The sequence below is a fragment of the Desulfobacterales bacterium genome, assembly GCA_034520365.1.
In the GTDB taxonomy this organism is placed as follows: Bacteria; Desulfobacterota; Desulfobacteria; order Desulfobacterales; family Desulfosalsimonadaceae; genus M55B175.
The window spans coordinates 1-18,981 of record JAXHNP010000003.1 but is presented as its reverse complement, the minus strand read 5'-3'; the positions used below and the strand labels follow the sequence as shown (position 1 = coordinate 18,981).

General features: G+C 52.6%; 18 protein-coding genes and 1 tRNA gene. 7 read left to right on the top strand and 12 right to left on the bottom strand.

The window, feature by feature from the left end:
* Positions 1–72 precede the first annotated feature (72 nt).
* The gene (gene dnaA / locus U5L07_03290; GenBank protein ID MDZ7830756.1) at positions 73–1,455 is read left to right on the top strand and encodes a chromosomal replication initiator protein DnaA; all 1,383 of its coding nucleotides are present in this window, start codon (positions 73–75) and stop codon (positions 1,453–1,455) included.
* The gene (locus U5L07_03285) at positions 1,452–2,837 is read left to right on the top strand and encodes an FAD-linked oxidase C-terminal domain-containing protein (protein ID MDZ7830755.1); all 1,386 of its coding nucleotides are present in this window, start codon (positions 1,452–1,454) and stop codon (positions 2,835–2,837) included. The genes dnaA and U5L07_03285 overlap by 4 nt, the downstream gene beginning before the upstream one ends.
* 23 nt (positions 2,838–2,860) lie before the next feature.
* Here the strand turns inward: U5L07_03285 and U5L07_03280 are convergent, their stop codons facing one another.
* The 8 genes from U5L07_03280 to rpsF all read right to left on the bottom strand — a co-directional run bounded on the left by U5L07_03280 (position 2,861) and on the right by rpsF (position 9,421).
* Positions 2,861–3,058 (bottom strand): hypothetical protein, encoded by a 198-nt coding sequence (locus U5L07_03280; protein MDZ7830754.1) that lies wholly within the window; start codon positions 3,056–3,058, stop codon positions 2,861–2,863.
* Between the two features lie 13 nt (positions 3,059–3,071).
* The gene (locus tag U5L07_03275) at positions 3,072–3,851 is read right to left on the bottom strand and encodes an inositol monophosphatase family protein (protein ID MDZ7830753.1); all 780 of its coding nucleotides are present in this window, start codon (positions 3,849–3,851) and stop codon (positions 3,072–3,074) included.
* An 87-nt stretch (positions 3,852–3,938) separates the two neighbouring features.
* Positions 3,939–5,588 (bottom strand): GTPase HflX, encoded by a 1,650-nt coding sequence (gene hflX, locus U5L07_03270; protein ID MDZ7830752.1) that lies wholly within the window; start codon positions 5,586–5,588, stop codon positions 3,939–3,941.
* Between the two features lie 87 nt (positions 5,589–5,675).
* On the bottom strand, positions 5,676–7,037 hold the full coding sequence (gene dnaB, locus U5L07_03265; protein MDZ7830751.1) for a replicative DNA helicase: 1,362 nt from the start codon (positions 7,035–7,037) through the stop codon (positions 5,676–5,678).
* 78 nt (positions 7,038–7,115) lie between these two features.
* A complete protein-coding gene (gene rplI, locus U5L07_03260) occupies positions 7,116–7,559 on the bottom strand; it encodes a 50S ribosomal protein L9 (protein ID MDZ7830750.1) in 444 nt (147 codons plus the stop codon).
* A 71-nt stretch (positions 7,560–7,630) separates the two neighbouring features.
* Positions 7,631–8,626, bottom strand: coding sequence for a YybS family protein (locus U5L07_03255; GenBank protein ID MDZ7830749.1), 996 nt, complete (start codon positions 8,624–8,626; stop codon positions 7,631–7,633).
* A 56-nt stretch (positions 8,627–8,682) separates the two neighbouring features.
* On the bottom strand, positions 8,683–8,928 hold the full coding sequence (gene rpsR / locus U5L07_03250; protein MDZ7830748.1) for a 30S ribosomal protein S18: 246 nt from the start codon (positions 8,926–8,928) through the stop codon (positions 8,683–8,685).
* A 1-nt stretch (position 8,929) separates the two neighbouring features.
* On the bottom strand, positions 8,930–9,421 hold the full coding sequence (gene rpsF, locus U5L07_03245; GenBank protein MDZ7830747.1) for a 30S ribosomal protein S6: 492 nt from the start codon (positions 9,419–9,421) through the stop codon (positions 8,930–8,932).
* Positions 9,422–9,930: 509 nt separating this feature from the next.
* Here rpsF and U5L07_03240 point away from each other — a divergent pair.
* Positions 9,931–10,125, top strand: a complete 195-nt coding sequence (locus U5L07_03240; protein ID MDZ7830746.1) for a hypothetical protein — start codon at positions 9,931–9,933, stop codon at positions 10,123–10,125.
* Between the two features lie 24 nt (positions 10,126–10,149).
* A complete protein-coding gene (locus U5L07_03235; GenBank protein ID MDZ7830745.1) occupies positions 10,150–10,638 on the top strand; it encodes a DUF2062 domain-containing protein in 489 nt (162 codons plus the stop codon).
* Between the two features lie 53 nt (positions 10,639–10,691).
* Here U5L07_03235 and U5L07_03230 read toward each other — a convergent pair.
* Together U5L07_03230 and U5L07_03225 are read right to left on the bottom strand one after the other, a co-directional pair.
* Positions 10,692–10,767: transfer RNA gene (locus tag U5L07_03230), tRNA-Lys, on the bottom strand.
* A gap of 72 nt (positions 10,768–10,839) precedes the next feature.
* Positions 10,840–11,568, bottom strand: coding sequence for an RNA 2'-phosphotransferase (locus U5L07_03225; GenBank protein ID MDZ7830744.1), 729 nt, complete (start codon positions 11,566–11,568; stop codon positions 10,840–10,842).
* Positions 11,569–11,678: 110 nt separating this feature from the next.
* On the opposite strand from U5L07_03225, the gene hemL reads away from it, so the two are divergent.
* Positions 11,679–12,974 (top strand): glutamate-1-semialdehyde 2,1-aminomutase, encoded by a 1,296-nt coding sequence (hemL, locus tag U5L07_03220; protein MDZ7830743.1) that lies wholly within the window; start codon positions 11,679–11,681, stop codon positions 12,972–12,974.
* Between the two features lie 68 nt (positions 12,975–13,042).
* A complete protein-coding gene (mpl, locus tag U5L07_03215) occupies positions 13,043–14,455 on the top strand; it encodes a UDP-N-acetylmuramate:L-alanyl-gamma-D-glutamyl-meso-diaminopimelate ligase (protein ID MDZ7830742.1) in 1,413 nt (470 codons plus the stop codon).
* A gap of 59 nt (positions 14,456–14,514) precedes the next feature.
* Here mpl and U5L07_03210 read toward each other — a convergent pair whose 3' ends face one another.
* Together U5L07_03210 and U5L07_03205 are read right to left on the bottom strand one after the other, a co-directional pair.
* Entirely contained in the window at positions 14,515–15,825 is a 1,311-nt protein-coding gene (locus U5L07_03210; GenBank protein ID MDZ7830741.1) for an alginate export family protein, read from the bottom strand.
* A 214-nt stretch (positions 15,826–16,039) separates the two neighbouring features.
* Complete coding sequence (locus U5L07_03205) at positions 16,040–17,773, bottom strand: long-chain fatty acid--CoA ligase (protein ID MDZ7830740.1); 1,734 nt, start codon at positions 17,771–17,773, stop codon at positions 16,040–16,042.
* A gap of 335 nt (positions 17,774–18,108) precedes the next feature.
* Between U5L07_03205 and U5L07_03200 the strand changes: the two genes are divergently transcribed.
* Complete coding sequence (locus U5L07_03200) at positions 18,109–18,774, top strand: response regulator transcription factor (GenBank protein ID MDZ7830739.1); 666 nt, start codon at positions 18,109–18,111, stop codon at positions 18,772–18,774.
* Positions 18,775–18,981 lie beyond the last annotated feature (207 nt).

Genomic DNA, 18,981 nt, shown 5'->3' with positions numbered 1-18,981 from the left:
TCTTTTTAGCGAAAGACCCGGTTAACAACAAGTTTTTTTTGAATCCTTACTGCTCGGCGAGGTCGTGTTCTTATGGAAAATATCTGGCAAAGTGTGAAAGCCTCGATCAAGGAGTCTACCCCCACCCATGTGTATAAAATGTGGATTGAGCCGGTAGAATTTTTAAAAGCCTCGGATGACGGCATTGTACTGGCGTGTCCGAATGTTTTGTTCAAAAAACGGGTGTGGGAAAATTTCGGGGGGATGATAAAAAGCGAGTTGAGCCGGCTGGCCGGCCGCCAGTTAAAACTTTTACTCGAAGTCTCAAATGGCAACGGCGTTGGCAACGGCGGCGGCAATGGCAATTCCAACAGCAAAAAACGCCATTTCAAAGTCTCCGCATCCGAAAATGTCCAGTTGCCTATTCCGGCGATGGATTGCCAGCCGCGGTATGGCCGGTTGTTGCGCAAGGACTTTACATTTGATCGCTTTGTGGTAGGAGAGAACTCCACGTTTGCCTATAATGCGGCCGTGGCTCTGGCATCGCAGAAAAACAAATTCCCGCCGCTTTTTCTTTTGTCCCAGCCGGGCATGGGGAAAAGCCATTTGTCCCAGGCAGTGGGGCATAAGATCCTCTCGGCCTTTCCGAATGAACGGGTGATGTATATCACCGCCGAGGACTTTACCACGGATATGGTCCATTCCCTGAGGAATCACACCATTACGGAGTTCAAGCAGAAATACCGGAATAACTGCGATGTGCTGCTGTTAGATGACATCCATTTTTTATCCGGCCGAACCCGCACCCAGGATGAACTGGCATTATCCCTGGACTATCTCTATGATTCCGGCAAAAAGATTATCTTCTCCAGCACGACACCATTAAAGGATATCCCAAAGCTGGGCGAGCATTTGAAGTCCCGGCTCTCTCAAAGCGTGGTCTCGGAAATCCAGACCCCGGATTTTTCCACGCGGTTTAAAATTTTAAAGTGTAAATCCGATTATTACGGATATGCGTTAAAAAACGAGGTGCTCGAGTATATGGCCAGTGAGCTGACCGAGAATGTCCGGCTGCTGGAGAGCGGCCTGATGGGGGTGGCCACCAAATCCCGGCTGCTCAATATGGATGTGGACTTGTCCCTTGCCGAAAGTGTGGTCAAAAATCTGGCGATCACCCGCAACGCCATTACCCTGGGCTCAATAAAAAAGGTCGTCTGCAAGGAGTTTGGGATTACCGAAACGGAAATCGCATCCAATTCCCGAAAAAAGGGGGTGGTCCGGCCCCGCCAGATCGCCATGTATCTGGCCCGCCGCCATACCAAACAAACCATCCAGTCTATCGGCCGGAGCTTTAACCGCTATCACGCCACGGTCATCCATTCCATCAATAACATCGAAAAAGAGCTGAAAGTCCAAAGCGAGGTCAAGCAACAGGTGGAGCGGATCGACAAGCAGCTCTTAGACGGTAAATTTTGATACCGATTACATCCCGGATTTTTAAGCAGATCCAGCGAATTGTCGGCAAGAACAACTGCAGCCAGGCAAAGGAGGACCGCCTCTGTTACGGCTTTGATGCCACCAAAACCCAGGCCCTGCCGGATGCCGTGGTGTTTCCGGAAAAGAGCGAAGAGATCTCAGAAATTCTCAAGCTGGCCAATGCGCACCAGTTTGCGGTGATTCCCCGGGGGGCCGGCTCGGGCATGTCCGGGGGCGCCATTCCGGTATCCGGCGGGGTGGTGGTAGTGATGACCCGGTTTAACCGGATTATCGAAATTGATACGGATAACCTGATCGTCCATGTGGAGCCCGGCGTGGTGACCGGTGAGCTCCAGCGGGCGGTTCAGGAAAAGGGCCTGTTCTATCCGCCGGATCCGTCAAGTTCGGATTTTTCAACCCTTGGCGGCAATGTGGCGGAATGCGCCGGCGGACCGAAAGCGGTCAAATACGGCGTAACCCGGGATTATGTGCTGGGCCTGGAGGTGGTGCTGCCCACGGGGGAAGTCATCCGGGCCGGGGTCAGGACCGCCAAAGGCGTGGTGGGCTATGATTTGACGCGCCTTTTAACCGGTTCGGAGGGGACCCTGGGGATCATCACCCGCATGACGCTTCGCCTGCTGCCCCTGCCTGAGACGGTAAAGACCCTGACCGCATTCTACGACCGGATGGAGGCCGCAGCTGAAGCCGTGTCTGAGATTATCCGGCGCGGCATTATCCCGCGAACCATTGAATATATGGATAATGCCGCGATCCGTTGCGTGCAAAATTATCTAAACGCCGGATTTCCGGAGGATGTGGCGGCGCTTCTGATCATTGAGGTCGATGGATCCCCTGAAATCGCCCGGCAGGCCGCAGAAGCGATCGAAGCCCTTTGCCGGGAACTTGGGGCGATAAAGGTGGAAACGGCCGCGACGCCCGAGGCCGCCGAAGCGTTATGGCGCGCCAGAAAATCCATATCCCCGGCGCTCTATAGCCTGGCGCCGGATAAAATCAATGAGGATATTGTGGTCCCCCGCAGCCGGATTCCGGATATGGTCCGAAAAATCCGATCCCTCAGCCAAAGCACGGGGCTTACCATGGTGAGCTTCGGCCATGCCGGAGACGGCAATATTCATTTCAATATCATGCTGGATAAAAAGGATGGGGCAGCGCTTGAAAAAGCCGAGTCCGCCGTCGAAGAGATTTTTGATTACACCCTTGAACTGGGGGGAACGATTTCCGGCGAACACGGCATTGGCATCTCCAAAGCGAAGTATATGGCCAAGGAAATTTCCCCTGAGACGATGGCGCTGATGAAACGGATCAAGCAGGCCTTTGATCCGGCCGGTATACTCAATCCCGGCAAGATGCGCCTGCCTTGATTTTTCACTTTGCCATCGAAGTTTTATTGAATTTTTGACGGCATTTCCTGAACCGCCATCCAGTCCTCAATCTGTTCCATGCGCGTCTGCTCGCCCTGTTCGATGGCACAGCGCAGGCGCACGGCGCAATGTTTCCGGCATATGGTATTATCAAAATTGAAATGGCCGTAACATTCCACAAAATTATCGTCACTGTCGGTTTTGTAAATTTTTTCCATCATATATAGTATCTTCTCAGATCGTGAGTAATGATCGAACCGCTTCGTGTATATGGCCGTTGGTGGCCAGAATTTCTTTTTTGTCAATGCTGAAGGGATGGCCGGAAAAATCCGTGACCCGGCCGCCGGCCATCTCGGCGATCACCGTGCCGGCCGCGGTATCCCAGGGATGCAGGTTCTCCTCCCAGAACGCCTCAAACCGGCCGCAGGCCACATAACACAGATCCAGCGCCGCCGAGCCCAGCCGGCGGATGCCGCGCGCAGCCAGCAGGCATTGCTGAAACCGCTGCATCACCGGCTGGATAATGGCTTGAAACGCATAGGGGAATCCTGTCACCAAAAGGCTCTCGGAAATGTCGCTCTGCCCGGAAACCGTTATGGGCCGGCCGTTCAGTGCCGCCCCCTGGCCTTCAGCAGCGGTAAACAGCTCCCCGCTCACCGGGTTTAATACAATACCCACCCGGGTTTTCCCATTTACGGCAAATGCAATGGAAATACAGAAAATGGGTATCTGATGGGTAAAATTGGTGGTTCCGTCCAGGGGATCAATAATCCACCGACAGTCCCCGGCATCCATCTGATCATACCCGTTTTCTTCGGCCAGAATGCCGTGATCCGGGAATTTGGCCTGAATCGCTTCAATTATGGCGTTTTGGGAGGCCAGGTCAGCCTCTGTCACCAGGTCGTTGGGCCCCTTTTTTTCAATATGATCCAGGCGGCCGTAATAGTCGCAGAGGATTTTGGCGCTTTTATAGGCAGCGCCGATGCCGGTATTTTTGATTTCGTTTAAATCCATATATAATTAATCTTACATAGCTCCCATGAGTTCGTCAATACGATAATCCCTGCCACCGGATTGTCAACCCGGGTTTGGGGAATCAGGCTATACGGCGCTGTATACCGGTTCGGGCGCCGGGGCCACAAGGGCGGCCATTTTATCGATCAGCGGGATCAGGGTCTGCGCGTCCATTGCAGAAATGCAAACGCCCTTATAATGGGCGGCCAGCTCCGAAGCGGTCTCCTCATCCAAAAGATCCATTTTATTAAACACCCGGATCTGAGGGATCCGCTCAAGTTTTAGCTCTGAGAGGATTTTCTCCACGGACTCAATATGGGAGGGATAATCCGGATTGCCGGCATCAATCACGTGGAGCAGAAGGTCCGCGCTTTCAAGCTCTTCCAGCGTGGCCCGAAAGGCCACTTTCAATTCCTGGGGTAAATCCTTGATGAAGCCGACCGTATCCGTGATAATGACCTCGGTGTCCTGGGGAAATTTAAGCCGGCGGCTGGACGGATCAAGGGTGGCAAACAGGCGGCTTTCCGCCAGCACCTCGCTTTTGGTCAGGGTGTTTAACAGCGTGGATTTGCCGGCATTGGTGTAGCCGATAATCGAGATCACAGGCAGCCCCTTTTTCTCCCGCTTGGCTTTCTGCTGCTGGCGCTGTTTGATCACATTGGCCAGCTCTTTTTCGATCCGGTTGATTTTATCCCGCACCCGGCGCCGGTTGATTTCAAGTTTGGTCTCCCCCGGGCCGCGGCCGCCGATGCCGCCGGTCAGCCGGGACATGGCCGTATTCTTTGTGACCAGGCGGGGCAGCAGGTATTTAAGCTGGGCCAGCTCCACCTGAAGTTTACCCTCCCGGCTCTGGGCCCGCTGGGCAAATATATCCAGAATCAGCTGGGTCCGGTCAATGACCTTGAATTCAATTGTGTCTGTGATGGACCGGATTTGCGAGGGGTTTAGCACCTGGTCAAATACAATCAGGGTCGCGCCCTGCTGCATGGCGTAAATGGTTAATTCCTCCACTTTGCCCCGGCCCATGAGGTATTTCGGATCCACGCGCTTTCGCTGCTGAATAATGGTATCCAATACATGGATGCCGCTTGAGCGCGCAAGCTCCTTTAACTCATCAATCGAGGCCTGGGCCCGGCGCTTGGGTGCGCTGGTGACACTGATCAAAATGGCTTGCTCTTTGCCCGGCGCAACCTTTCTAAGGGTCGAGGTCCGGGAAAGTTCATCCTCGATGGCCTTGATCAGTTCGGCGCAGTTAATGTCAAGCTCTGAAAGCGCCCTGGACGGATATATTTCATAGGGGTATTCGGCGGATTTGCCGGGAAATATATGCGCCAGATGGAGTTTATCGGGGCTGCCGTCATCCGTCAGCGTAATCGCACCCATTAGGTCCAGCCGAAGAAGCGCCAGGTCGGTCAGGTCATCCGGTGTCAGCGGTTCCTGTTTTAAGTGGGTATGCACGCAGCGCAGCCCTTTTAAACGGCCGGGCGGCGCTTTGTAATGGCTGGTGTCCGGCAGCATGATACCCTGTTGGTCCCCGATAATCACGGAATCCACTTTTCCGGACCGGTTGATTAAAAGACCGATCTGGCGGCGGATTTCATGGGAAATGGCACAGATCTCGTCGGCCAGTGTCTCGCTGATGACCGACTCAGGCGGGATGCGATGATGGTAAAGGGTTTCAATACGTTTAATCTGGACGGCTTTCAAGCCGTTGGTATTTCCGAAAATTTTTTTCATATAGGGTTTTAAGCGCCCTTTAAAGGCATCATTTAATCCGTTTGCGCGGGGCTTCGTGGTTTAAGCGTATCCAGCGAAAACGGGCTTTTATCCGGAAAATCCGTCATCGTAGGCCAGATCCTCGAACCGGGTGTATGCATCCAGAAACGCCAGATAGGAAACCCCTACCGGCCCGTTTCGCTGCTTGGCCAGGTGGACTTCCGCAATGCCTTTATTGGGATTGGTTTCCTCCTTGTTATAGATTTCATCTCTATAAATAAACATAACCAAATCCGCGTCTTGTTCAAGGGCGCCGGACTCCCTTAAATCGGATAGCTGGGGACGCTTGTCATGCCTGTCCTCAAGCCGTCGATTAAGCTGGGAGAGGGCCATGATCGGAATATCAAGCTCCTTGGCAAGGCCCTTTAGCGAGCGTGACATCTCAGAGATTTCAAGCTCCCGCCGCTCCTTGCTGCTTCCTGGCTTCATGAGCTGCATATAGTCGATGATAATCAAGCCGATGTTTTTTTCCCGCTTCAGGCGGCGGCCTTTGGTTTTAATCTCAATGGGCGTGAGCTCCGGGGAGTCGTCAATGTAGATCGAGGCGCTGGAGAGCGTATCTGCCCCGTGAATGAGCTTCAGCCATTCATCATCACTGAAAAACCCGTCGCGAAGCCGGGCTGAATCAAGCCGGGCCTCGGCGCACAAAAGCCGCATGGACAGCTGCTCTTTGGACATCTCCAGGGAAAAAAACGCCACCGGCGTCTCCCCGTCAACCGCGGCGTTTCTTGCCAGATTGAGCGCCAGAGCGGTTTTGCCCATGCCGGGCCGGGCGGCCAGGATGATCAAATCCGAGCGCTGGAAACCCGATGTCAGGGTATCGAGTTTCCGGTAGCCGGTGGGCACCCCGCTAAAAACCGATTTGTTGCCGCGCCGGGCTTCCAGGGTGTCGATGTTGGATTCAATGATTTTGCTGATGGGAAAAATGCTCTGCTTGCTTTTGTTCTCCGCGATTTCAAATATGGTTTTTTCCGCAAAATCGATCACATCTTCAGCGCTGGTGCTGTATTCGAAGCACGAAGTGGTGATCTTGTTGGCTGCGGTAATAAGGCGCCGGAGAGCGGCTTTTTCCCGGATGATGACCGCATAGTTTTTGGCGTTGGAGGGTACCGGCGCCTCATCCACCAGCTTGGCCAGGTACACGGCCCCGCCGATGGATTCCAGCTGGTTCTTGCCCTGAATATGGTCGGCCAGGGTGACAAGATCGATGGGCTCGCCCCGGTTGAAAAGCTCCGTGATGCCTTCAAAGATAATCTGGTGGGCGGATTTATAAAAATCCAGCGGAGACAGAATATCGAGTATTTCCAGAAGGGTGTTGTTGTCCAACAGGATGGCGCTAATCAGCGATTCCTCCGCATCCAGGTTATGCGGCGGAAGCTTGTTAAATGAAAAATCCTTTTCAGCGGGCATTGAGGAGGTGCTCATAAATATTTTTAGTATACCCGATAATGGGGTCGGCGGCAACAGGCGTTTTTCCTGCTGCCGGATTTATGTCGGCACAACTTCCACGGTGATTTCAGGCTCAAGGTCCTTGTAAACCCGCACGGGTACCTGATAAGTGCCCAGCTCCTTGATCGGGTTTGTGAGCAGGATCATGCGCTTCTCCACTTTAATGCCCTGGGTGGCCAGCGCATCCGCAATATCCCGGGCAGAGACCGAGCCGTAGAGCCTGGTTTCGTCCGCTGCCTTGGCCTGAATCCGGCATACCACGTTTTCCAGTTTGGCGGCCATTTCTTCAGCCAGCTTGCGTTCCTTGGCAATCTGGAGGTCAATTTTGGCCTTTTGCTGCTCCATCAGCTTGCGGTTCTGGGGTGTGGCAGAAACTGCTTTGCCCTGCGGCACCAGGTAGTTGCGGGCATAGCCTTTTTTCACATCCACTTCAGAGCCGGCAATACCCAATGGCTCAATGGTTTCTCTGAGAATAACTTTCATGGCGTATCCTCCAATTTGCTTATACGGGTAAATCCGTTTGTATCTATCTGTCTGTATCCATCTAAATCTATTTAAGTATGATCGTCCGGGGGATCGTCAGTTTCCGAACCGCTGCCGGGCCCGTTGGCCGGCGTGTTGTCAATGCGCCGGAAATTGGCCCAGACATCAGAAAATCCGAGCCCCACCACCAGCAGCAGAAGGAATTGCTGAATGGCGATAAACGCATATATCACGCCCCGAAGCAGCCGCGGCACCCCCTTTTTTTCAAAGTAAAAGGCGATTATCGCGATGCCCTGGAAGAAATAGATCGTCATCAGCACCACCAGGGCGTTCACCCCGAGCACTTTTACGCCGGTGTTCGGGATTAAAACCATAACAATTCCGGCAATCACCGCCCAAACCAGAAAGTCCGGCGCCTTCCATTGATCCAGGGGCCCGAAATCCGGGTAGGCCAGTTGTAAACGCTTAAAAAGCCCCCGGCCGATCAGAATATTCAACCATCCGGCAAAAAGCAGGCCGGCGATAATCAATGACGGCAGGATCCGCACCAACACATATGTGATCTCCGCCATAGAGTTCTCAAGCATCCGGATGGATTCTTCCGGCATGCCCATCGTTTCATAGAGAGCCACCGACATCTGCAGGTTTTTGGAAACATAGTCGCTTACCCAGTTCATTATGCCCACATTCATCATATTGGCATAAATCATCAGGGCAAAAAAACCTGCCATCACCACCGCGCCGCTGGCGTAGCCCACGGCTTTTTCAAGGGGCAGGCGGCGCTCAAAGCACTCTCCCATAAAAAACCCGAGTCCCAGCATACCGAACAGAAACACCGCATCCGCAAAAAATTTTCCGGCAAATAGCAGTGTCAACAGGATTGGCGCGCCGATCACCGCCAACGCCGGTTTCCGCCCGAGTTTCAGGCGGTAGAAAATCGCCGGCTGCGGCAAAATCAGCAGGCAGGCAAACCCGAGAACCGGAACAGAGATGGCGATGGAACTGATCAGGGCTGTCAGCGCGATCCCGCTGATGGTATCCTTTACCAGGGTGTCGTGATAGGGCATTGCCAAGCTCCCATCACTCCTTGGGCAAGCGCTGCGCGGTTTGCCGAAAAAGCGGATTAATGGTCAAGCGATCCGATAAACGGCAGCAGCGCAATCATCCTTGCCCGTTTGATCTCCAGGGCCAGCCTGCGCTGGTGTCTTGCGCATGTTCCGGATATGCGCCGCGGAATGATTTTGCCGCGTTCCGTGATAAAGTATCGCAGGGTGTTCTGATCCTTGTAATCAATTTTCAGGGTGCTGTCTGCACAGAACCGGCAGACTTTTCGCCGGGGATAATATCGTTTTTTAGAATTAAAAGCCATTTTATGATTCCTTTGCTTCGCTTTCGGTTTCCGTGGATGCCTCCGCTGCCTGCGATGCTTCAGGTGCTTCCGGCGCCTCTGATGTTTCAGCCTCGGCTGTTACGGGCGTTTCCGGTTGGGGCTCAGCAGCGGCCGGTGTTTCCGGGGTAACCGCCTTGGCAAACGAGGTTTCAGGCTCTTCCGCGGGCAGGGAATCCGGGTCGACATTTTTGTCCAGGACGATGGACATAAATTTCAGCACCCGGTGGTCGATCCGGAAAAAGCGTTCAATGGCATACACCAGATCACCGTCGCCCGCATATTCAATGCGGATGTAATGCCCCTGTTTTTTTTTCTGAATTTCGTAGGCGAATTTGCGGATGCCCCAGTCGTCGAAAACGAGGAACTTTCCGGAATGCTGGGTGATCAAGGATCGGATTCTGTCGATAATGGCTTCCTGATCCGGCTCACTGACATCCGGATCAATAATAAATACAGTTTCGTATCTGTTCATACATCCTCCTTGCGGGTTAAACAGCCCTGACCCGTCAATCTTGGTCAGAGCAAGGATTGGATTCCAGGTTAAAACAAAATTTATTACCTTTAAGGGAGCGGTTTGTCAAGGAAAAAAACCTGGAAATCAAGGCAAAATTATTTGACACGGCAGGCAGCTTGTTGTTATTAGTATATAAATTTGAATCATAAGCGTTAGCGTCCGCTAAAGTCCGTTTAGGCGGGCATGTTTAAAAACCCTTCAATTAGGAGCATAAAATGGATGAGGAAGGCAGTCGCCCTCATTTATTGAAGCCTGCGATTATTCCAGAAAAATTTAATGCAGCTCCGCCTTTAATGACAAGCGGAACCCCGCCTGCCTTGCATTTTCGAATGCCCTGATAGCCTGAATGGCCAAGGCCCCGGGTCCGCCTGCCTAAAGGGCGGACCGTTTAAAAAGGAGGCTGGCCATGAACCAACCGCTAAAGTTTCCAATAGACCAATTTGCGCCCGAGCCGGGTGATCCCGTATTTGACCGCCCGCCAGGCCATTGACCGGCTGAGACTGGAGGCGCCGGACAAGGAAACCATCTATTACGCCTATGTGATCGATAGCCGGCGGCGGCTCCTCAAGCTGGTATCCCTTCGGGAGCTGATACTGGCCAGGCCCCACGCCCGCATTAAGGCCCCACAGATTAAACCGCTTCGCAGCAAACGGGGACTTTGACTAAACTTCAAAAGGCGGCACAGAATTAAAGAATGGCTTAGAAAACATCTGATTAAACCCGAGCGGCTTAAAGACGAACCCATCCACCGGCTGCTGGGGGACCGGCTTTTTGACCGGGATATCTGGCGCATCAGCCGGCGCTCTATTTCCGGCGGTCTGGCCCTGGGATTATTCATCGCGTTTACCCCAACGATTCCCGCCCAGATGCTGCTTAGCGCCGTGGGCGCCATCTGGCTGCGGGTCAACCTGCCGATTGCCATTGCCGCCTGCTGGGTGACCAATCCCTTTACGGCGGTTTATATTTATTTCATGGAGTACCGGCTGGGGCGGGAGATCATAGGGAATCTGCCCGGTATTTTTGCAGTCAGCGACCTTGAAAACATTGGCGCCGTTCGAAGGCTTTTCTCACACGCCACCTATGTGTGGACCGGCGGTTTGATCGTTGGGGCCACAGTCGCATTGATCGCTTATATCATTGTCCGGGTGATATGGCGGCTGCTGGCCCGGTCTTAGCCAGCAAAAACAAAAAAGGGGTTACGCCAAATCGCGTAACCCCTTGAAATCTTTGGTGGGCCGTCAGGGAATCGAACCCCGAACCTACTGATTAAGAGTCAGTTGCTCTGCCAGTTGAGCTAACGGCCCTTTGTTTGAACAAAAAAATTTTATTATCGAATGGCAAGCTGTTTGTCAACGGTTTTTAATGGGGCAAACGAATCAGTATTCATCCGGCCATACCTGCTTTTTGCCGCGGCGGGCCCGTTTTTTATCCTTTTTCCATTTGGGTTTGCTTTTGTCCGCCTTGGATTTAGGCTTTTCCGGCGTCATGAGAAAAGATCCGGGCTGGGGCGGCTCTTTGGGCGGCTCGGGCTTGGCCGGTTTTTCCGGTTCCTTGGGCAGCGGCGGGCCGGTGAAGCTCTCCGGCGGCAGGTAATCCGTGATATAAAGTCCTTCGCCGGCTTGGTAAAACCGGATGCCGTCGGCTGCGGCCTTTTGCGCATGCACGGTCAGGCGGATGGGCTGGTTGTCCCGCCGCTTGCCGATTTTTTCCGCCATTTGAGGCTCTTCTGCGCACACGACCTCGGCCTGGTAAGTGGGGTGGACGCCTTTTTCCAGGACCGTTGGATAGGATTTTTTTCGGATGCAGAGGTAGAGCAGCTTGGGCGGGGTTTCGCAATATTTCCGTAAAGGCAGGCGGCTTCGGTCTTTGGCGCGGATCAGGTTTTCCTGAATCTCAACCGGCGGATTCTGGCAGACCAGCCGCATTTCGTTAATACTGCTCTGCCGGATGTGGCCCCATCCTTCGCTTTCGCTTGCCGCCTTCAAAAATTCCTTGGTTTTGACAAAACCGTTTTCATCCGGCACCAGCCCGAATTCATCCGGCCGACGCCCCAGGATATATTCGCACAGTTTGGCAAATTGTTCTGCCGGGTGCTGCTTTCCCATAGACCAGCTTCTCAACCCCTTGCTTGACCAAAATACGGCTCTTTGTTAACGTGTCTAACGCTTTGAAAAGAAATCTGTCAACGGTTTTGTAAAGAAAGGATACCCGGATCATGGATAAGTATAAAAAATCCCGCGATTTGTTCGAAAAGGCCAGACAGTTGATTCCCGGCGGGGTCAACAGCCCGGTGCGGGCCTGCCGCTCAGTGGGCAGGGAGCCTGTGTTTATTGAAGAGGCCAGGGGCGCTACCTTAATTGATGCGGACGGCAACCAGTATATCGATTATGTGGGCTCATGGGGGCCTATGATTTTGGGCCATGGGCATCCGGCGGTCATCGAGGCCATTCAGTCCGTGCTTCACCGGGGCACCAGCTTCGGTGCGCCGGTTGACCTTGAAATAAGGCTGGCTGAAATGATTATTGAGGCTGTGCCGGGGCTTGAAATGGTCCGTATGGTCAATTCCGGCACAGAGGCAACCATGAGCGCCATTCGAGTCTCACGGGCCTATACCGGGCGCAGCAAGATCATCAAGTTCGACGGCTGCTATCACGGCCATGCGGATACACTTCTGGTGGCCGCCGGCTCCGGCGTGGCAACACTGGGGATTCCCGGCAGCCCGGGCGTGCCCGAGGATATGATAAAGCACACCCTGTCGCTTCCCTATAATGACATTGAAACATTTAAGTCTGTGATGGAAGAGCAGGGCGATGAGGTGGCGGCCGTAATTGTAGAACCGGTGGCGGGCAACATGGGCCTGGTGCCGCCGGTGCCGGGGTTTCTTGAAGAGCTGCGTAAACAGACCGAAAAATCCGGGAGTGTGCTTATTTTCGACGAGGTGATGTCCGGTTTCCGGGTGGCCCACGGCGGGGCTCAGGCGCTATACGGCATTGAACCGGATCTCTCCGCATTCGGCAAGATCGTCGGCGGCGGGCTTCCGGTCGGTGTTTATGGCGGAAAAAAGGCGATTATGGCGCAGACCGCGCCGGAAGGGCCGGTTTATCAGGCGGGCACCCTGTCCGGCAACCCCCTGGCCATGGCTGCGGGCATCGCCGCCTTAACAGAAATCAAGAAACCCGGTTTCTATGACAAACTGGAGGAAAAATCGCAGCGCCTGGGCGACGGTCTGATAGGGGCCGCCCAGAAAGCCGGGGCTAAAGCGGTTTTAAACCGGGTCGGGTCCATGCTGGGTCTTTTTTTCACGGAGACGCCGGTCCGGAGCTTCGCGGATGCCAAAACTTCGGATCTGGATATGTTTTCGGCCTATTTCCGGCAGATGTTTGAAAAGGGCATTTACCTGGCTCCGTCCCAGTTTGAAGCGGTTTTTGTCTCCGCCGCCCATGAGGATGCGGACATTGACCGAACCATTGCCGCAGCGGAAAGCGTGTTCCAGGAATTGGGCCGGCCATAGGGATGGTACCTAATACCTAATACCCAAAACCTAAAACCCGTTAAGTTACTCAGAAGGAACCGCTTTAAGTGAATCATATACCTCCGGATGTGCGCTCCGTCCACCTGATCGCTGCCTGCGGCACCGGCATGGGGGCGCTTGCCGCTATGTTGAAAGATATGGGGCTTACGGTAACCGGCTCGGATCAGAATGTTTATCCGCCCATGAGCACCTACCTGGAAAGCAGGGGGGTGCGCCTCTCCGACGGGTTTGATGCGGCCAACCTCGCTTACCGCCCGGATCTGGTGGTTGTGGGAAATGCGGTCAAAAAAGACAATCCCGAAGCCCGAAAAGCCTTTGAAATGGGGATTGCCTACTGCTCCATGCCCCAGGCGGTCAATCACTTTCTTGTGGGCAGCCGGCAGGCAATTCTGGTGGCCGGCACCCACGGAAAAACCACAACAGCCGCCATGATTGTCTGGCTGCTGCACTATGCCGGACTTTCGCCGTCTTTTATGATCGGCGGGTTTGTCAAAAATTTTGCCGGCAACTACTATCTGGATAAAGGCGGCTATGTGGTGCTTGAGGCGGATGAATACGACACGGCATTTTTTGACAAGCAGCCCAAATTCATGCACTATGATCCGGCCATTACCGTGTTGACCAGTGTGGAATTTGATCACGCGGATATTTATCAGGATCTTGGCCATGTTAAATTTGCTTTTGAAAAGTTTTTGTCCGGCATTTCGCCGGATAGCCGGTTAATCGCCTATGATGCGGATGCCAATATTGACCAGCTTTTAGATGATAAGCCGGTTTCGGCTGTGCGTTACGGCAGTACTGAAAATGCTGACTGGCGGCTTGGGGAATTTTTTGTCAGCCCGCCCTGGCTGCATTTTGACGTCATGCGCGCTGGCAAATTTTTTGGACGTTTTAAAGCCCCGTTTGCCGGTGAGCATAACCTTCGAAATGTGCTTTCCGCTATTGCCGTGGCAAGTGAGCTGGGCGTGGATACGTCGGTGATCGCCAAAGGGCTGAAGCGGTTTGAAGGGGTTAAGCGCCGGCAGGAGGTGCGCGGGGTTAAGGGCGGTGTGACCGTGATTGACGATTTTGCCCATCATCCCACCGCGGTTTTTGAAACCATCCGCGCCATCCGGCCGTTTTATCCCGAAGGGCGCCTTGTCGCCGTTTTTGAGCCCAGAACCAATACCAGCATGCGCAAAATTTTTCAGGGGGCTTATGCCGAGGTCTTTGATGAGGCCGACAGGATCTGCATCCGAAAACCGCCCTTGCTGGCCAAGATACCTGAGGGCGAGCGGTTTTCGTCCGAGAAGCTGGTGGCGGATTTAAAAAGCCGCGGCAAGGATGCCCGCTACTTTGAGGAGACGGAAGGGATTATTTCGTATGTGGCGGGTACGGCCAAACCCGGGGATGCGGTTTTGATCATGTCCAACGGCGGGTTTGACAACATCCATGAGAGGCTGCTTGCGGCATTGCCTTGAGGCAGGGGCAGATGAAGGTGCAGCCGCGATTGAAAGCGGCTGCACCTGAAAGAAAAGCATTAGAAAGTGAGCTTGGTTTCCCAGAACAGCTCATGCGCGGTGTCATCATTAACGAATGCGTCACCGGGTTCGATGGCTGCGGCATAGAGGGCAAATGTGAGAAAGTCGGTATACTTGTATTGGGCTTCAAGCTGATAGTAATCGCCGAAATCATCATCTGCGCCGGGATCAGGTTCATCCACGGCCAAAAGCGAGTAAGAAATTTTGGCGTTTAATTTTTTGGTGAAATTCAGACCCACACCGGCGGTCGCTATGCTCAAGTTGGAATAAACCGCTTCACCGCCTGTACTGCTCAATTCATTGTAGTCCTCATCGTAGTCGGTAATGTTGTTGCCCGGTCCAATATTTACATATTTCCATGCCAGTTGATCCCCGAATTGCGGCCAGCCGCCGTAGAACATATCCCACCGGTTGCTTTCATCATCAGTATCATCCTCATCGCCGCTCAGGAAGGCATAGCCCAGGAAGAACCGCGGCGTTGGCGCCACATCTTTTAGGGTATAGCCCAGATCCAGTTTATACCCATAGGCCTCCTGGTCAATATCTTCGCCGTTTTCGGTTTCAAATGCGTCGCCAATCTGATAGGCAAATTCGCCGGAGTAATCCAGCCCGCATTCGAATTTATCAGACAACCGGATGCCGCCCATCCAGATGTCCTTTTGAAGGTTTTCGTCCTCGCGGTTTAGTATGTAGAGTTCCTGTTGGCCACCGATTACCGGGCAGTTTGCCGTAAAATAGGCACCAGAAAGGGTAATGTCATCGTCTGATCCGTCATCCCGTTCACCCTCCTGATCTTTCAGATACAAAAGGTCCACTTTGGCGTTTTTACCAAGATCGGCGCTTAATTTTAAGCCGTCAAAGTATATGGATGTCGAAGCAAACTGGGATTGGCCGTCCAAAAGGACAAAGCCGGTGCCATATATCACATTCTGACGGCCGATGCGCAACGCGAGCGGCAGATCAAAAAGGTTGTTGATATCGATATAGGCGTTGTCGATGAATAGTTTGTTGCTTTCATTGTCGACTTCCCAGGCATCCTCGTAGGTGACGCCCTCTCCGTAGTTCTGATTGGTGATTTTTACATATCCGGTTATATCGTATCCGGTGTCGACCTTTGTCCATAAGCTGGTGCGATGCCTGAAGGTGGACCAGTTGTCAAAATCCAGGTCATCATTAAATGTCCAGAAATTTTTCATGTCATAGCCGCGGACCCGGGTGTGCCCGCCGAAGTTAAAGTCCTCCATTGTCAATGAATAGGCCGTCGGTGCAATTAGTAGTAGGATGGTGCATAAAATTAAAATTTTCTTCATCTTCCCTCTCCTTCAATGTTTGGTGTTAAGTCAAAAAAAAGGATTGAGCTGCTTAGCCCAATCCTTTTGCTTATTTGTTCTCGCCCCCCTCTTATCACGAAAAACATACCCCGGATGATCAATAGATTATCGTTATGTTCGGAAAAACGGGAAAAATTTGGCCGTATTTATAATTTAGCTTTATCTAAATGTCAAACTAAGAGTTTTTAACTCCCTATCCGCCCATTTCCTCTTCCCGAAGCTTTCTGCGCAGAATTTTGCCCACCGGAGAAACCGGCAGGGTGTCCCGGAATTCAATATATTTGGGCCGCTTGTAGCCGGCCAGGTTTTCCTTGCAGAACTCCCGGATGTCATCTTCGGTAGCGGTTTCTCCTTCTTTGAGCTGGATGTAGGCCTTGACCGCCTCCCCGCTTTTGCTGTCCGGCATACCGACTACAGCCGCCATGGCGACTTTCGGGTGCTGGAACAGCGAATCTTCGATCTCCCGGGGGTATACGTTAAAGCCCCCCACAATAATCAGGTCTTTTTTGCGATCGGTAATGACGATGTAGCCCTCTTCATCGATATGGCCGATATCGCCGGTAAGGAAGTAGCGTTTGCCGTCTATTTCCCGGAATACGGCATTGTTCTCCTCCGGCTTGTTCCAGTAGCCTTTCATGACCTGCGGCCCGCAAATGCCGATTTCACCGTCCGCGCCCATAGGCATTTCATTCAGGCCGGTTTCTATATCAAGGATTTTAATGTCAGTGCCGGGCATGGGAAATCCGATGGTGCCGATTTTTCTGCCGTCACGATTGGTCGGGTTTGCCGAAACCACGGGCGCGGTCTCACTTAACCCATAGCCTTCAAATATCACGGCACCGGTTTTGGCCTCAAACTGCCTGCACACTTCCGGCGGCAGCGGGGCCCCGCCGGAGAAGCATCCCATCAAAGAGGTCAGATCAAATTTGTCAAGCTGTGAATGGTTGGTAAAGGCCACAAAAATGGTGGGAACGGCCGGCATAATGGTGGCCTTGTATTTTTGTACGGCTTTTAAGACTTCGGTAAACGGCGGATTGCCCGCCCGGGGGTCAGGGATGGCGACCAGGCGGCTGGCGGTTCCGCAGGCTGCCAGCATACAGACCGTCATTCCAAAGCTGTGATACCAGGGCAAAACTCCCAGGTAAGTATGGAATCCCCCTTTTCGCAGCGGCTCCAGCGGGCCATCCGGTTCATGCTGGAGCCTGCCCCATTCCTCCAGCGCCCTTAAGTCATAGGTAAAATTCGTATGGGTGAGGGCAGCCCCTTTGGGAACGCCGGTGGTTCCGCCGGTATAGATAATCAGGGCCAAATCCTCGAATGGATCGATATCGACGGTGGGCGGTTCGGGACTGGAGGATTCCACAATCTGATCGAAAAACAGATGATCCGGTTCGTGTTGTTCGGCTTTTGGGATTTTGCCAAGCAATCCGCCCAAAATGGCCTTAAATTTCGGCAGGTAGGACTTTATATTGCAAATGACCACGGTTTTAACATCTGTATCCTTTATCGCCTCGACCGTGGTCGGATAGAACTCGGGATGATCCATGCAGAAAACCGCTTTGGCGCCGGCATCTTTTAACTGGTAGTTCAACTCCGAGGCGGTATAGAGGGGATTGCAGGTGACGCAGACCGCGCCGGCCTTCAGGATACCGAAAAAAATGGCCGGATACTGGGGAATGTTTGGCAGGAAAATGGCCGCCCGATCCCCCTTTTTAATCCCGTTGGCGGCCAAAAAATGCGCCAGCCGGTCAGCCGTCTCCTTAACCTGGGCATATGTCCGGGTGCCGTTATTAAATATGGTATACACCTGATCCGGATAATCCCGTGCAGCTTCGTCTAAAAGGGAGAAAACGGTGCGCTCATAGTCGTCAACATCATAGGCTACGTTTTCCGGCCAGTAGTTTGTTGGCCAATGTGTCTCTGTCATAGCGGAAGCTCCTGTCAATGGTGGTGGGTGTGAGGAGGTTAACGTATTATGAAATGGTAAAGTAAATGAAAGAGGGGGTTGTGTCAAACGTTTTGTCTTCTGATACGTGTTCGACCGCAGGCGGCGTTTGCACCAGTATTCGGACGGAGGAATTTTCAGGGGCTTTGTCGTCCATTAAACGGGCTTGTTGACGGGCCTGTGCGTAGGCAATTATATTATACTCTGTAAGGAAACAAAGAAATATTTTGCGTTTACTGCTTTACAATATGGGAAAAAATGTATATTAAAGGGTAATTCAAATGCACCTGAATAACTTAAAAACTAAGGAAATTGCTATGCAGACGACAAATATGAAGACAAATATATTGATTGCCGATCATAACCTGATGGTCCGGGAGGGGCTGGTTGTACTGCTTAATCAGCAGGAAGGCTTTAATGTTGTCGGTGAAGCTGCCAACAGTGATGATATGCTGAAGGGTGTGAAAAAGCTTCGGCCGGATATTGTTTTGCTGGAATCCATGCTGCCGATGTTTACGGATTTTGATGCGATTCGGCTGATTCATGCCTCGTCGCCCAAAACCCGCGTTATTGTGACGGCCTCAAGCTTGAGTCAGCATGATTTGCGGCAGGCCCTACAGGGCGGGGCGTATGGGTATATTCTGAAAACCGCCCCTTTTTCCGAGCTTCTAAGCGCAATCAAAAGCGCCGTTAACGGAGAATATTACCTGAGTTCGGAGATTAAGTCCGACATCATTGAGGATTTCCTGAAGCAAACCGACGAAAGCCCGGTGCATAACAGGTACAACCTCTTAACGCGGCGGGAGAAGGAGGTCTTTCGGATTATTATCTCAGGCCATACCATCAATGAGGTGGCTGAGATACTCAATATCAGCCCCAAAACCGTGGCCAAACACCGCGCCAGTCTAATGGAGAAACTCGAGATCTACAACGTGGCCAGCCTGGTCCGATATGCCATTAAAATCGGCGTAATCGCTAATTAAGGGATTGATGCTGGCAGAGCATTAATTTAACCAGATGCATGCAGGGAGCCAGAATATATGAGCTAAAAAAGCCGGGTGAAAAACGTCACTCGGCTTTTTTATTTTTTCTTGCGCCAGAAACAAAAAAAGCTGCCGGAGCAGCTTTGTAACTCTTTAATTTTTTTTGGTAGCGGGGACAGGATTCGAACCTGTGACCTTCGGGTTATG